This window comes from Gemmiger gallinarum (assembly GCF_014982805.1).
Classification (GTDB): Bacteria; Bacillota; Clostridia; order Oscillospirales; family Ruminococcaceae; genus Gemmiger; species Gemmiger gallinarum.
In genome coordinates this window covers 542180-556384 of sequence record NZ_JADCKC010000001.1, presented here as the reverse complement: position 1 = coordinate 556384, position 14205 = coordinate 542180, and the positions used below count along the sequence as shown (strand labels likewise).

The following is a 14205-nucleotide window of genomic DNA, read 5'->3' as shown; positions in this document are numbered from 1 at the left end:
ATGTTGACAGATGCCTTAAGTGAGAGTATACTGGACTCATGGCAAATGCTGTATGCCGGGCCGCGCAATCGCCGCGGCTTACCAAAATATATCAATTCAGGAGGCTACTATTATGACCAAGTATGTCTGCACCGTCTGCGGCTACATCGCCGAGGGTTCCATCCCTGATTTCTGCCCTGTCTGCAAGGCTCCCGCTTCCAAGTTCATTGAGAAGAAGGACAACACCTACGTCACCGAGCATGTTGTCGGTATCGCCAAGGACGCTCCCGAGGATATCATCCAGGGTCTGCGCGAGAACTTCAACGGCGAGTGCAGCGAAGTCGGCATGTACCTGGCTATGAGCCGCGTTGCCGACCGTGAGGGCTACCCCGAGATCGCCGAGGCCTGGAAGCGCTACGCTTTCGAGGAGGCCGAGCACGCCGCCAAGTTCGCCGAGCTGCTGGGCGAGGTCCTGACCGACAGCACCGAGAAGAACCTGCGTATGCGCGTTGACGCTGAGTGCGGCGCCTGCGCCGGCAAGATGGACATCGCCAAGAAGGCGAAGGAGCTGGGCCTGGATGCCATCCATGACACCGTTCATGAGATGGCCAAGGACGAGGCTCGCCACGGCCGCGGCATGCAGGGCCTGCTGGACCGCTACTTCAAGGGCTGATTTCCGGCACATCAAAGAACAAGAACCGTTTTGGACAGCTCTGTCCTGACGGATAGAGAAGAGGCGGCAGCCAAAAGGCTGCCGCCTCTTCTTTTCCTTTTGCAGAATTTACATGCCCCGGACAGCGACAACTCCTTCCGTATCTTGCAAAAATACACGTTTTACGGTACAATAGGAGTGATAAAGGACCAGAAAGAACTGGAGGCGAGACCATGAAACTTCGGGTCAATACCTTGTGGCGGGTGCCGGTCTTTTGTGTGCTGGCGGGCATTGTCTGCTACTATCTCACAGTCTATCTCAATGTATTCTACGCGGTAAAAACGGTAGGCGAGGATGGCTCGATCAGCGTTTCGACGGACCCTGTCCGTGCGGCTATTTTTCAGGGAGTGCTGTTTGCGGTTGGGCTTGTCGTGGGCGGCCTGTTCCTCTTCCGCGCCATGAGCAAAACCGAGATTGCAGTGTCTGCGGCGATTGCAGTGGCTCTGGAAGCTGCCCTGAGCGGACTGCTGTATGCGGCTTCTCAATTTTCTCCCACGGCAGTGGTTTGGTTGCTTCCTCTTACACAGTGGACGGGAGCCCTGGGCTCTGTTTTGACCCGGATCACACAGGTTCCGGCGGTATCCTGGATTGGAATGCTGGCGCCCTTCCTGTTTGTGCCCTTTGGCAGGGGCAGCGCCAAATAACATAGAACAGTTGTCATTGAACATCGGAAGCACAGGCCCCAGCGCGACCCCTTCTATACAAAAAAATCCCCGAAAGGCTTCTTCAGCCCTTCGGGGATTTCCTTTTTATAATTGGTGCCAAACAGCGGGAAAGGTCACTTCCGCTAACCGCATTGTCGGCGGATAGGTTACAGGTCGCAGATCTCGCCGTAGCATTCCGGACGCCGGTCACGGAAGAGCCCCCAGGACAGGCGCTCCTCCCGGATGGCGGCAAAGTCGTACTCGGCATGCAGCACCATGTCGCCCTCCCGGGGAGCCTGGGTCAGGACGGCGCCGGTAGCGTCGGTCATGAAGCTGGTGCCGTAGAAGCACAGGGAGGAACTCTGCCCGCCGTTTTCGGGGCAGGGGGTGACGGTCTCGGTGCCGAAGCGGTTGGCTGCCACCACAGGCACCACATTGGCCGCGGAGTGACCCTGCATAGTGCGCTGCCAGTGACCGGCGCTGTCCACCTCCAGAATGGGCTCGCTGCCGATGGCGGTGGGGTACATCAGCAGGTCAGCACCCAGCAGTGCCATGCAGCGGGCGGCCTCGGGGAACCACTGATCCCAGCAGATACCTACGCCTACCTTGCCGTAGCGGGTATCCCACACGCGGAACCCGGTGTTGCCGGGGGTGAAGTAGAACTTTTCCTGATAATAGTGGTCGTCGGGAATATGGGTCTTGCGGTAGACGCCCAGCACGGTGCCGTCAGCGTCGATCATGGCGATGGAGTTGAACAGACGGGTACCGTCCTTCTCATAGAAGCTGACGGGCAGCACCACGCCCAGCTCGGCGGCCACAGCGCTCAGGCGCTGCACGGCAGGGTTCTCCTCCACCGGGGTGGCATAGGCGTAATACTCATAGCGGCGCTCCTGGCAGAAGTAGGGGCGCTCAAACAGTTCCGGCAGCAGAATGATCTGCCCGCCCTCGGCAGCGGCCTTGCGGACCAGCTGCTCAGCCAGAGCGAGATTCTGCGCAGGATCTTCAACACAGTGCATCTGAATGGCACTGACATGGGTAACAGGCATCGGGTCAAGCCCCTTTCTTTGTTATACCAGTGGGATCTGCTGGGTGATGCAGTGAATGTTGCCTCCGCCCAGCAAAATGGCGCGGGCATCGATGCCCACGACCCTGCGGCCGGGGAAGGCCTCCTGCAGAATGGCCAGCGCCCGGGCATCGCTCTCGGCGTTCTCGCCGCCGAACTGGGGAACCAGCACCGCGCTGTTCGCTACATAAAAGTTGGCGTAGCTGCCGGCCAGCCGGTCACCGGGCTCCCGCATGTCCTCGCCGGGGGCAAAGTCATAGGCGGCACAGTCGGCTTCGGTGCAGAGGATGGGATGGTCGGGGATGGGCAGCAGCCGCACCTTGAGCTTGCGGCCGCCCGCATCGGTGACGGAATTCAGATAGTCCAGACCGGCCCTGGACAGGGGATACTGGGGATCGTCCCGGTTGTCGGTCCAGGCCAAGACCACCTCGCCCGGCGCCGTAAAGGCACAGACATTGTCCACATGCTCGTTGGTCTCGTCCTGATAGATGCCCCGGGGCAGCCACAAAACCTTGCGGATGTCCAGATACTCGGCCAGGGTGGCCTCGATCTGCTCCCGGCTCAGGGAAGGGTTGCGTCCCGCACTGAGCAGGCAGGCCTCGGTGGTGAGAAGGGTACCCTCGCCGTCCACATGGATGGAACCGCCCTCCAGCACAAAATCGCCTGCATCGTAGCAGTCGACGCCCAGGGCCTTGCACAGGGCCGGGGCCACAGCGTCGTCTTTGTCCCACTGGGCATACAGGCCGTCCACCTCGCCGCCCCAGGCATTGAACCGCCAGCTGATGCCGCGGAGTTCCTTGCCCCTGGTCACAAAGGTGGGGCCCACATCCCGTGCCCAGGCGTCGTCGCTCTCAATCTGGAAGACCGTCACCCGGGCAATGTCCGCCACAGCCGCTTTGGCAACGGCAAAGTCCGCAGCACCGGCCAGCAGATAGACCTCCTCGCCCTTGGCAATTTCGGCGATCACATCGAGAAAAGCCTTCTGGGCGGCGGAGGGGTCGCGGCCCCAGCTGCCGGGACGCACCGGCCAGATCAGCACGGTGGCGCGGTGGGGGGCGAACTCGGCAGGCATGGCAAAGCCGTCGGCCGCCGGTCTGGTATGCAGCATTGCCATATCAAGAAAGCCTCCCTTTGAAATCTTCATAGCCGAACTGCCGCACGATCTCGCAGCTGCCGTCGGGGTGACGCAGGGTGATGTCAGGCAGAGGCATGCCGTTGAAGGTATTGTTCTTGACCATGGAATAGATGGCCATGTCGCCAAAGACCAGCCGGTCGCCAATTTCGGGCTGCTTGTCAAAGCTGTAATCCCCGATGACATCCCCGGCCAGACAGGTGCGGGCCCCCAGACGGCAGGTCACGGCCTTCTCGCCGGGCATCCCGGCGCCCAGCAGCGGAGGACGGTAGGGCATCTCCAGCACGTCGGGCATATGGCAGGCCGCCGAAGCATCCAGGATCAGGATGGGCATGGTGTTTTCCACCACGTCCATCACGGTGGTGATGAGGGTGCCCGCGTTGAGGGCAATGGCCTCGCCCGGTTCCAGGTACACCTCTACATCGTATTTGTCGCGGATATAGAGGATCAGCTTTTCCAGCGCGGCAAGGTCGTAGCCCTCCCGGGTGATGTGGTGTCCGCCGCCCAGGTTGAGCCATTTCAGCCCGTGCAGAAACTGCCCGAACTTTTCCTCAAATGCCTGGAAGGTCTCCACCAGCGGGGCGGAATCCTGCTCACACAGGGTATGAAAATGCAAACCTTCCACGCCGGCGGGAAGAGAATCCCCCAGAGCGCTGCGCAGGATGCCCAGGCGGGAACCCGGCGCGCAGGGGTCATAGATGGCGTGGCCCTCCTGGGTGGAATGCGCCGGGTTGACCCGCAGCCCCACGCTGACACCGGCAGCTTCCCATACGGGACGGTGATGCTCCAGCTGGCGCAGGGAGTTGAAGCTGATATGGTCGCAAATTTTGCAGATCTCCGCCATTTCCTCGTCGGTATAGGCGGGGCAGAAAACATGGTTTTCCTTGCCGAACTCCTCGTGGGCAAGGCGGGCCTCATACAGGCCGCTGGCCGTGGCGCCGGAGAGATATTTGGCAATGAGAGGATAGACCCGGAACATGGAGAACGCCTTCTGTGCCAGCAGAATGTGGCAGCCGGTGCGTTCCTCCACGCCGTGCAGGATCTCGAGGTTGTGAATGAGGGCGGCCTCGTCCACCAGATAGACCGGAGTGCGCAGCGTTTCTGCGCGCAGCTGTTCGGCCATGGGGCTTACTCGACGGTGGCGGGGGCCTCATCGACCACCCAGGGCAGACCGTACTGGTTGAGCATCTCCATGAACGGATCGGGATCCATCTCTTCCAGGTTAAAGACGCCCGGCTTCTTCCAGGTGCCGTTGACTACCAGGGCAGCGCCGATCATGGCAGGCACGCCGGTGGTGTAGCTGATGGCCTGGCTGCCCAGCTCTTTGTAGCACTCCTGATGGTCGCAGACGTTGTAGATATAGATGGTCTTTTCCTTACCGTCCTTGACACCGGTGAAGATGCAGCCGATGTTGGTCTTGCCCTTGGTACGGGGGCCGAGGGAAGCGGGATCGGGCAGCAGGGCCTTCAGGAACTGGATGGGAACGATCTCGCGGCCCTCGAACATGACGGGGCTGGTGGACAGCATGCCCACGTTCTCCAGACACTTCATATGGGTCAGGTAGCTCTGGCCGAAGGTCATGAAAAAGCGGATGCGCTTGACACCGGGAATGTTTTTGGCCAGGGACTCAATCTCCTCGTGGTGGAGCAGATACATGTCCTTTACGCCCACCTGGGGGAAGTCGTAGGTGCGATGGATCTCCATGGGTTCGGTCTCGACCCAGTGGCCGTTTTCCCAGTAGCTGCCGTTGGCGGAAACTTCGCGCAGGTTGATTTCGGGGTTGAAGTTCGTGGCGAAGGGATAGCCGTGGTCGCCGCCGTTGCAGTCCAGAATGTCGATGGTATGAATCTCGTCAAAATAGTGCTTGAGAGCGTAGGCGGAGAACACGCTGGTGACGCCCGGATCGAAGCCGGAACCCAGAATAGCGGTCAGGCCGGCATCCTGGAACTTCTTCTGGTAGGCCCACTGCCAGCTGTAATCAAAGTAGGCGGTAAAGCCCTCCTCCTTGCAGCGCTTCTCGTAGATGGCGCGCCACTCGGGATCGTCGGTGTCCTCGGGCTCATAGTTGGCGGTGTCGATGTAGTCCACGCCGCAGGCCAGGCAGGCATCCATGATGGTCAGATCCTGGTAGGGCAGGGCAACATTGAGCACGGCGTCGGGCTTGTACTCGTTGATGAGTGCCTTGAGGGCTTCCACGCTGTCCGCATCCACCTGGGCGGTGGTGATCTTGGTGGAGGTCTTGCCCTCCAGCTTTTCCTTCAGGGCGTCGCACTTGGAAACAGTGCGGCTGGCAATGCACAGCTCGGTAAAGGTGCCGCTGTTCTGGCAGCATTTCTGGATAGCGACCGAGGCGACACCGCCGCAGCCAATGACAAGCAGTTTGCTCATAATAACAACACTCCTTTGTTGGGGGTATCTGATATAGAAAAACAAACGTTTCTAACAAGTTTGGGCAGAAAAAGGATCAGCTTTCTTCCTCTTCCTGCAAAAGTTCCTCCACGTAGCGGGGGAGCATGAACGCACCCCGATGCAGATGGGTGGAGTAATACCATGTCTTGATGTGGCGGGCGTCCCAGCGGGCGGCATCAAAATCCTTGAGAGGATGGTATTTTTTGGAGGCAAAGCCGAACAGCCAGTAACCGGCCGGGCAGGTGGGGATGTGCGCCTGATATACCCGGCTGATGGGGAAGCTGCGGAAGGCCCGTTTGTGCATGGCGCGGCAGGTTTCCTCATCCTCATCAAAGAAGGGGCTGCCGTGCTGGTAGACCATGATGCCGTCGTCGTGCAGGGCTTTGAAGCAGCTGCCGTAAAATTCCTTGGTGAAAAGACCGGCCGCATGGCCCAGGGGATCGGTGCAGTCGTTGATGATCAGGTCGTAGTCATCCGACTTGGTGCGCAGGAATTTCAGCCCGTCCTCATAAAAGACATGCACGCGGGAATCCCGCAGGCCGCAGGAGTTGTCGGGGAAATATTTGCAGCAGACATCCACGAACATCTTGTCCGGTTCCACCACGTCGATGACCTCGATCTCGTCATACTGGGACAGCTCACGGGCAACGCCGCCGTCGCCGCCGCCCAACACCAGCACCCGGCGGACGTTGGGATGGACGGCCATGGGGACGTGGACGATCATCTCGTCGTAGGTGAACTCATCTTTCTCAGAAAAGATGACGCTGCCGTCGGAAGTCAGAAACCGTCCGAACTCGGGGGAATCAAAGACATCGATGCGCTGGAACTCGCTTTGACCGCTGAACAGCTGCTGGTCCACGCGGATGCTCATTTTGACGTTGTCGGTGTGCAGTTCGCCGAACCAGAGGTCCATATCCTGCATACGATCACTCCTTCAACACATAGAGATGAGAAATATCCGAGCTTGCCGGTCCCTGCATGGAACAGCCCTTTTCCTTGGCAAACCGGATGTAATCCAGGATCTCCTTGGTAATGACCTCGCCGGGGGCCAGAATGGGGATTCCCGGGGGATAGCACATGACAAACTCGCTGCAGATGCGGCCGGCGGTATCCTCGATGGGCAGATATTCCTTCTCAGCATAGAAAGCCCGCTGGGGCGTGGCAGCCACTACAGGGGTAATGTATTCCGAAGTGAAGATGTTGGTCTCCGGTTTGGAATACAGCCGCTTGATATCGGCCAAAGCGCCCACCAGGCGCTCGATGTCCTGGATGCGGTCGCCGATGGAAATATAGGCCAGCATGTTGGACAGGTCGCCGAACTCCACCTGAATGTCGTACTCGTCCCGCAGAAGGTCATAGACCTCAATGCCGGTCAGGCCGATACCACGGGTGTAGACAGCCAGTTTGGTAACGTCGAAGTCATAGATGCTGCCGCCGTTGATGAGTTCGGAACCGTAGGCATAATAGCCGCCGATCTCGTTGATCTCACGGCGGGCATACTCGGCCATATCCACCACGCGGGAGAAGCTCTCAGCTCCGCGCAGGGCGAGATTCCGGCGGGAGATGTCCAGGCTGGACATGAGCAGATAGGATGCGCTGGTGGTCTGAGTCAGGTTGATGACACTGCTGACATAGCCCTCGTCAATGTTGGGACCCAGGAGAAGGATCGAACTCTGGGTCAGACTTCCGCCGGACTTGTGCATGGACACGGCGGCCATATCGGCGCCGGCGCGCATGGCGGGGCAGGGCAGACCGGGACCGAAATAGAGGTGGGTGCCGTGGGCCTCGTCCACCAGGGCAAGCATGTTGTGCTCGTGGGCCAGCTTGACCAGCGATTTCAGGTCGGAGCAGATGCCGTAATAGGTGGGGTTGTTGATGAAGACAGCCACCGCATCGGGGTTGGCCTCCATGGCGGCGCGGACATCCTCCACCTCCATGCCCAGAGGAATACCCAGCCGCTTATCCACCTTGGGGTCGATGTAGACCGGGGTGGCGCCGCAGAGCACCAGCGCGTTGATGGCGCTCTTGTGGACATTGCGGGGCAGGATGATCTTGTCACCCGGCTTGCAGGTGGAAAGCACCATGCTCTGTACCGAGGACGTGGTGCCGCCGACCATCAGAAAAGCGTGGGCCGCACCGAAGGCATCGGCGGCCAGTTCCTCCGCGTCCCGAATGACCGAGACGGGATGGCAAAGGTTGTCCAGCGGCTTCATGGAGTTGACGTCGATGCCGACACATTTTTCGCCCAGAAGCTGCACCAGCTCCGGGTTGCCGCGGCCACGTTTGTGGCCCGGCACATCAAAAGGCACGACGCGTTGCCGCCGGAAACGTTCCAGCGCCGTATAGATGGGCGCCTGTTTTTGACGCTCTTTATCCATTCACATTCCTCCCGGACGGTCCCCGTACCGAATTTATAGCCGATTTTGCTTGTGCCTGACCGGCAGGCAAACAAAAAGCAGGCAGTGCCCGACAAACGCGGCACTGCCTGCGAAAAGACAAACAGGACATAAAACGCCCCTCGCCCGGGTAGTTGCCGGGGAGAAGAGAGGCCAGCATCCGGTTGCCCGATCCGTACACTTCAGAGTCTATTTAGCAAATATACTTTTACTACTCTTATTGACGTTTCACAAGTGGTGTGCGATTGCACGGGAAAGAAAGGACCAACTCATAAAATTTGAACCCGCAACCTTCGGGTTCATCAATAATAGCGATGCTTTACACCGCACGCGGCAGCGGCCAGCCCTGTCCGATGAGCTTTAGGCGCCGACGGCGCCCGGCCAAATATATTTGCATGGATAGAAGTGCCTTGGCAACATCTATGCATAGCAACTTAATTTTAACATGGATTTTGTGCTTGTCAACCGTCTGACAGCCATATGCGGGGCACAAACCTGCCTGCCGTATACAAAAACGCCGCCCGCGCGGCATTTTTGCCGGACGGGCGGACGTTTGTATTTATGATGCCTTGAAATTACATACTCTCGTGGAAGGTACGGGCGATGACTTCCAGCTGCTGCTCACGGCTCAGGCGGTGGAAGTTGACGGCGTAACCGGACACGCGGATGGTCAGGGAAGGATACTTCTCGGGATGCTCCATGGCGTCGATCAGCGTCTCGCGGTGCATGACGTTGACGTTCAGGTGATGGGCACCCTGGGCAAAGTAGCCGTCCAGCAGGGCGGTCAGGTTGGCGCGGCGGACCTCGTCGCTCTTGCCCAGAGCCTCAGGCACGATGGAGAAGGTGTTGGACACGCCGTCCTGGCAGATGTTGCGGTAGGGAATCTTGGCAACGCTGTTCAGGGAAGCCAAAGCGCCGGACTTGTCGCGGCCGTGCATGGGATTGGCGCCGGGGGCCAGAGGCTCACCCATTTTGCGGCCGTCGGGGGTGGAGCCGGTCTTTTTGCCGTACATGACGTTGCTGGTGATGGTCAGGGCGGACAGGGTGTGCTTGGCATTGCGGTACAGCGGATGGCGCTTCAGGGCTCCGCTAAAGTAGGTGACGATGTCAACCGCCAGATCGTCGGCGCGGTTGTCGTCATTGCCGTACTTGGGGAAGTCGCCCTCGGTGGCAAAGTCCACGGCCACGCCGTTCTCGTTGCGCACAGGGCGGACATTGGCGTAGCGGATGGCGGAAAGGCTGTCCGCCGCCACAGACAGACCTGCCACGCCGAAGGCCATCAGCCGCTCCACATGGGTGTCGTGCAGGGACATCTGGCTGGCCTCGTAGGCGTACTTGTCGTGCATATAGTGGATGATGTTGTTGGCGTCCACGTAGAGCTGGGCCACGTAGTCCATGACTTTTTTATAGTTGGCCCAGACCTTGTCGTAATCCAGAACCTCGTCGGTCAGGGGCTCGATGCCGGGCACCACCAGAGTGCCGGTCTTTTCATCCACGCCGCCGTTGATGGCGTAGAGCAGGCTCTTGGCCAGGTTGCAGCGGGCGCCGAAGAACTGCATCTGCTTGCCCACTGCCATGGCGGAGACGCAGCAGGCAATGGCGTAGTCGTCGCCGTAGACGGGGCGCATGACATCGTCGTTCTCGTACTGGATGGAGTCGGTGGTGATGGAGATGTGGGCGCAGTAATCCTTGAAGGCCTTGGGCAGATGCTCGCTCCACAGGACGGTGAGATTGGGCTCGGGCGCAGTGCCCAGGTTCTCCAGAGTGTGCAGGTAGCGGAAGGAGTTCTTGGTCACCAGGGAGCGGCCGTTGATGCCCATGCCGCCGATGGACTCGGTCACCCAGGTGGGGTCACCGCCGAACAGCTCGTTGTACTCGGGAGTGCGCAGGTGGCGGACCAGGCGCAGCTTGATGATGAACTGGTCGATGAGCTCCTGGGCACCGGCCTCGTCCAGCACACCGGCGTCCAGATCACGCTGGATGTAGATGTCCAGGAAGGTGGAGGTGCGGCCCAGAGAAGTGGCGGCGCCGTTGTTCTCCTTGATGCCGGCCAGATAGCCCATGTAGAGGGCCTGCACGGCCTGCTGAGCATTGGCGGCGGGCTGGGAAATATCCACGCCGTAGGTGGCGGCCATGCGGGTCGTGTCCTTGAGGGCACGGATCTGCATGCTCACATCCTCCCGCAGGCGGATGCGCTCGTCGTCCATGGCGCCGTCGATGGCGTCCAGATCGGCCTTCTTGCGCTCGATCAGGTAGTCGGTGCCGTACAGGGCAACACGGCGGTAGTCGCCGATGATGCGGCCACGGCCGTAGGCGTCGGGCAGGCCGGTGAGCAAACCGGCGTGGCGGGCGGCGCGCACCCGCTTGGGATAGGCATCGAACACGCCCTCATTGTGAGTCTTGCGGTACTCGCAGAAGTGACGCTCGATCTCGGGGTCCAGCTGGTAGCCGTAGGCTTCCAGGCTCTGCTTGGCCATGCGGACGCCGCCGTACAGGTTGACCATCCGCTTGAGGGGGGCGTCGGTCTGCAGGCCCACGATGACCTCGTTCTCCTTATCGATATAGCCGGGGGCAAAGTTGCAGATGCCGCTGATGGTTTTGGTCTCCACATCCAGCACGCCGTCTTTCTTCATTTCCTCGGCCAGCAGCTCCTCGCACTTGGCCCAGACCTTGCGGGTCTTTTCGGTGGGACCGGCCAGAAATTCGGCGCCGCCCTCGTAGAGGGTGTAATTCTTCTGGATGAAGTTGCGAACGTCGATCTCCCGCTGCCAGTTTCCGGCAGCAAAACCCTTCCATGCACTGTTGTTCATTGTCGATGTGCTCCTTTCAAGTTCCTGAGTGATGGGGAAGAACAAATTCCGGATCAGACCGGATATTCGGGAAAAACTTCTTTCTGCAGGGCAAGGCAGCGGTCCCTGTCCATGGCGGGGACCCCTTCCAGGGGATAGGGGATACCCAGAGGCGGGTACTTGGCCGCCCCCAGCAGGTGGTAGGGCAAAAGCTCCACTTTCTGTACATTGGCCAGATGGGTGGAAATGTAACCCCGCAGCGCCCGGATACTCTCGACGGTATCGGTGTGTCCGGGGACCACCACATGGCGCACCCAGATGGGCACCCCGGCGGCGGTCATGGCCTTCTGGAAGGCCTCGGTCTCTGCAATGTCCAGCCCGGTCAGGGCACGGTAGGCATCCGGGTCCCAGTGCTTGACATCATAGAGGACCAGGTCGGTCAGGGCCAGGACAGGGGCAGGATCAAAGCCCTTGGGCCCGACGCCCGCCGTGTCCAGGCAGGTGTGCAGACCGCGCTTGCGGCATTCCCGCAGGGTTTCCAGCAAAAACTCCGGCTGCATCAGCGGGTCGCCGCCGGAAAAGGTCACTCCGCCGCCGCTGCGGTCAAAGTAGGGGGCGAACCGGGCCAGCCTGTCGGCCAGAGCGGCGGGGGTCATGCGCTCCCCGCCATGAACGGCCCAGGTGTCGGGATTGTGGCAGAACTTGCAGCGCAGCCTGCATCCCTGGAAAAACACGACGGCCCGGATGCCGGGACCATCCAAAAGACCCATACTCTCAATGGAGTGGATCGAACCTTCTGTCATAGATGCACCTCCTGAAAGAGTGCCCTGGAAAGACGGGGCACAGACCAGCGGCGGCATACCGGACCGGATGTCCGGGTATAAAAATAGCCGGCCGCTGAAGCTTTCGCCCAGACGGTCGGCATACGACGGTCATGCTCCATGTGGTTCATCCACTTCCGTCAGTCGCATGACCTGATGAGGTCAGTATATCAGAGGTTTTGGCGTTCGTCAAGAGAAATGTTTTCTATATTTTGATTGATGTTGGAATGGCAACACAAAATATAGAGGGCCTGGAGGGCGCTCACCGGCGTTTGCGCCACAACAGCACCGCACAGACAAGAAAAGCAATCCCCAGGATCAGCGCCGCAATGCAGAAGAGAACCCCGGAAATGTCCGGCCCCGCTACCCAGATGGAGGTGGGACCGTCGGCATAACCGATGACTCCCTCGGGAGCGGCAGGTCTGACAAAACAGATCAGTAAAACACCCACAGCCGCCGCGAGACAGACAATGCCGGCCAGGAGCAGCACCACCGCCCCCACAACAACGGCCGGACGGCTCGGCCCTTTGCACGGGTCGGGCATTGTGTCCTGCCCGGCGGAAGCACTCTGCTCAGCGGGAGCTTGTTCCGCCTCCTGCGGCATGCCGGTCAGCTCCGACAGCGGCACCCCTGAAATTCTGCTCAGAGCCAGAAGATTGGCAGTGCTGGGCAGGGAAGCGCCCCGCTCCCATTTGGCCACAGCTTGCCGGGAGACATCCAGGGCCTCGGCCAGGGCTTCCTGGGAAAGGCCGCGCTCAGTCCGCAGCTGCCGGATGCGGGCACCAAGGTCCTGAGCCTTCTGTACAGATTCTGTTTGCGTTTGGGGGTTCTGAAAATTGGTGTTGTTTGGATTCATGCTGTATGTTCCGCCTTTCCCGGGCCGGGAGACAGACCGGCGCCGTATCTGCCCTGAGTGTAGCAAAACACAGCCGGGCAGACAAGAAACCGGCTGTCAACTATCGGTTGCGCAGCCGGAATTTTACCTTTGACGGGGCGTTTCCTCAGACGCCGCGGGACTTTTTGCTGAACTCGCAGCCGCAGTAGTCCTGCCGGTAGAGCCCGTACTCGGCGCTGAGCACAAGACTGCGCTTGTAGCCGTCCCGCTTGCGGAATTCGCTCTGCAGGTAGTTCAGCCCGTACTGTTCGGCCAGCTCGGCGCCAATGGTGTTGAGCCGCACAGGGTCCTTGACCGGGGAGATGGACAGGGTGGTGGTGAACCACTCAAAGCCGTGTTCGGCGGCATACCGGGCGGCGCGCTCCAGGCGCAGCCGGTAACAGACGGTGCACCGCCCGCCTTTCTCCGGTTCATCCTCCAGGCCTTTGACGGCGTCGTAGAATTCCCGGGGCTCGTAGGGCAGCTCGATCACTGGCACACCGGTGTATCCGGCATCCCGGACAAAGCGCTCCAGTTCAGCCTCCCGGCGGTGATATTCTTCCGGGGGATAGATGTTGGGGTTATAGTAAAGGATGGAAAGATCAAAATGCCCGGCAAGTCGTTCCAGTGTAGCGCTGGAACAAGGGGCGCAGCAGGCATGCAGCAGCAGTCTGGGGCGGAGGTTCTCCGCCGCAAGACGGTCCAGCACCGCCTGCATCTCGCGGTCGTAGTTGATGCGGTTCGGCATAAAAGGGGTACTCCGTTTTTGATGCAATGGATGAAAGGAAGAGGCGGATGGCCCGCCCTTCCCGGTGTTCACAATTCATTATAACTTCTTTCGTAAAATGTTGAAGTATCTGTCACCTTTTTGTCACAATTTGGCGGTATCCTGAACATGTTCCCAAAAGCAAGGCGAACAGGGACGCCAAGCAGGAAAAACAGGGATTTCCGGAAAATGGGAACGAACGCTTCTATCTTTTTCATCTCCACTCCTCTTTCTCTTTCTTTTTTGGTTAAGGGACAGCGCGCCGGAACAGGGACCGGCGCGCTGTTTCTTTTTGTGATAGATTGGACCGTCCGGCAGAGAATAAAAGGCATGCCCGACACGTTTTTGGAGATTCGTTCAAAAACTGCCATGGAGTGCTCTTTTTGTTCACAAACGGTTCAAAAACCAAAGTTATACTGATACCGTATCCCGGGTATCTTGCCAAATTTGGCATAATGCGGTACAATATAGTGATTTATTCTGTGATTTGCCGTCGAACTCTGTCAAAAGGGGACGGCGTCCGGGATAAGCCGCCGGACCCTTTGCAGGCCCCCCGCGCGGTACCCAACAGAAATCCTCCCCGGTGAGCCGGAGACTCCTCCGGCCGGCTTGGGACGGTA

13 protein-coding genes and 1 riboswitch are annotated in these 14205 nt (G+C 59.7%); of the genes, 2 read left to right on the top strand and 11 right to left on the bottom strand.

Going from position 1 to position 14205, the window contains the following annotated elements:
* Positions 1-112: 112 nt before the first annotated feature.
* The gene (locus tag INF35_RS02710) at positions 113-652 is read left to right on the top strand and encodes a ferritin family protein (RefSeq protein ID WP_193499996.1); all 540 of its coding nucleotides are present in this window, start codon (positions 113-115) and stop codon (positions 650-652) included.
* A gap of 212 nt (positions 653-864) precedes the next feature.
* A complete protein-coding gene (locus INF35_RS02705; protein ID WP_193499995.1) occupies positions 865-1335 on the top strand; it encodes a hypothetical protein in 471 nt (156 codons plus the stop codon).
* Between the two features lie 167 nt (positions 1336-1502).
* On the opposite strand, the gene aguB is transcribed toward INF35_RS02705, so the two are convergent.
* From aguB to INF35_RS02650, 11 genes are all read right to left on the bottom strand, one after another.
* Positions 1503-2381, bottom strand: a complete 879-nt coding sequence (aguB, locus tag INF35_RS02700; RefSeq protein WP_193499994.1) for an N-carbamoylputrescine amidase — start codon at positions 2379-2381, stop codon at positions 1503-1505.
* Positions 2382-2402: 21 nt separating this feature from the next.
* Positions 2403-3512 (bottom strand): agmatine deiminase, encoded by a 1110-nt coding sequence (gene aguA, locus INF35_RS02695; protein ID WP_235983085.1) that lies wholly within the window; start codon positions 3510-3512, stop codon positions 2403-2405.
* 1 nt (position 3513) lies between these two features.
* On the bottom strand, positions 3514-4653 hold the full coding sequence (gene nspC / locus INF35_RS02690) for a carboxynorspermidine decarboxylase (RefSeq protein WP_407925628.1): 1140 nt from the start codon (positions 4651-4653) through the stop codon (positions 3514-3516).
* Between the two features lie 5 nt (positions 4654-4658).
* A complete protein-coding gene (locus INF35_RS02685) occupies positions 4659-5918 on the bottom strand; it encodes a saccharopine dehydrogenase family protein (RefSeq protein ID WP_193499992.1) in 1260 nt (419 codons plus the stop codon).
* A 76-nt stretch (positions 5919-5994) separates the two neighbouring features.
* On the bottom strand, positions 5995-6852 hold the full coding sequence (gene speE, locus INF35_RS02680; RefSeq protein ID WP_193500510.1) for a polyamine aminopropyltransferase: 858 nt from the start codon (positions 6850-6852) through the stop codon (positions 5995-5997).
* A 13-nt stretch (positions 6853-6865) separates the two neighbouring features.
* Positions 6866-8317 (bottom strand): aminotransferase class I/II-fold pyridoxal phosphate-dependent enzyme, encoded by a 1452-nt coding sequence (locus tag INF35_RS02675; RefSeq protein ID WP_193499991.1) that lies wholly within the window; start codon positions 8315-8317, stop codon positions 6866-6868.
* Positions 8318-8910: 593 nt separating this feature from the next.
* Positions 8911-11145: a formate C-acetyltransferase gene (gene pflB / locus INF35_RS02670; protein ID WP_193499990.1), complete on the bottom strand. Its 2235-nt coding sequence runs from the start codon at positions 11143-11145 to the stop codon at positions 8911-8913.
* A 53-nt stretch (positions 11146-11198) separates the two neighbouring features.
* Entirely contained in the window at positions 11199-11927 is a 729-nt protein-coding gene (pflA, locus tag INF35_RS02665) for a pyruvate formate-lyase-activating protein (RefSeq protein WP_193499989.1), read from the bottom strand.
* 98 nt (positions 11928-12025) lie between these two features.
* A riboswitch (ZMP/ZTP riboswitch) is annotated at positions 12026-12103 on the bottom strand.
* 104 nt (positions 12104-12207) lie between these two features.
* Positions 12208-12801 carry a helix-turn-helix domain-containing protein gene (locus INF35_RS02660; protein WP_193499988.1) on the bottom strand — a complete coding sequence of 198 codons (594 nt, stop codon included), beginning with the start codon at positions 12799-12801 and terminating at the stop codon, positions 12208-12210.
* Positions 12802-12946: 145 nt separating this feature from the next.
* Positions 12947-13567: an epoxyqueuosine reductase QueH gene (locus INF35_RS02655; RefSeq protein WP_193499987.1), complete on the bottom strand. Its 621-nt coding sequence runs from the start codon at positions 13565-13567 to the stop codon at positions 12947-12949.
* 68 nt (positions 13568-13635) lie between these two features.
* Positions 13636-13956, bottom strand: coding sequence for a hypothetical protein (locus INF35_RS02650; protein WP_193499986.1), 321 nt, complete (start codon positions 13954-13956; stop codon positions 13636-13638).
* Positions 13957-14205 lie beyond the last annotated feature (249 nt).

Coding starts and splice junctions, on each gene's coding strand:
- INF35_RS02710 (WP_193499996.1), top strand. CDS start 113: ATGACCAAGTATGTCTGCACCGTCTGCGGCTACATCGCCGAGGGTTCC.
- INF35_RS02705 (WP_193499995.1), top strand. CDS start 865: ATGAAACTTCGGGTCAATACCTTGTGGCGGGTGCCGGTCTTTTGTGTG.
- aguB (WP_193499994.1), bottom strand. CDS start 2,381: ATGCCTGTTACCCATGTCAGTGCCATTCAGATGCACTGTGTTGAAGAT.
- aguA (WP_235983085.1), bottom strand. CDS start 3,512: ATGGCAATGCTGCATACCAGACCGGCGGCCGACGGCTTTGCCATGCCT.
- nspC (WP_407925628.1), bottom strand. CDS start 4,653: ATGGCCGAACAGCTGCGCGCAGAAACGCTGCGCACTCCGGTCTATCTG.
- INF35_RS02685 (WP_193499992.1), bottom strand. CDS start 5,918: ATGAGCAAACTGCTTGTCATTGGCTGCGGCGGTGTCGCCTCGGTCGCT.
- speE (WP_193500510.1), bottom strand. CDS start 6,852: ATGGACCTCTGGTTCGGCGAACTGCACACCGACAACGTCAAAATGAGC.
- INF35_RS02675 (WP_193499991.1), bottom strand. CDS start 8,317: ATGGATAAAGAGCGTCAAAAACAGGCGCCCATCTATACGGCGCTGGAA.
- pflB (WP_193499990.1), bottom strand. CDS start 11,145: ATGAACAACAGTGCATGGAAGGGTTTTGCTGCCGGAAACTGGCAGCGG.
- pflA (WP_193499989.1), bottom strand. CDS start 11,927: ATGACAGAAGGTTCGATCCACTCCATTGAGAGTATGGGTCTTTTGGAT.
- INF35_RS02660 (WP_193499988.1), bottom strand. CDS start 12,801: ATGAATCCAAACAACACCAATTTTCAGAACCCCCAAACGCAAACAGAA.
- INF35_RS02655 (WP_193499987.1), bottom strand. CDS start 13,567: ATGCCGAACCGCATCAACTACGACCGCGAGATGCAGGCGGTGCTGGAC.
- INF35_RS02650 (WP_193499986.1), bottom strand. CDS start 13,956: ATGGCAGTTTTTGAACGAATCTCCAAAAACGTGTCGGGCATGCCTTTT.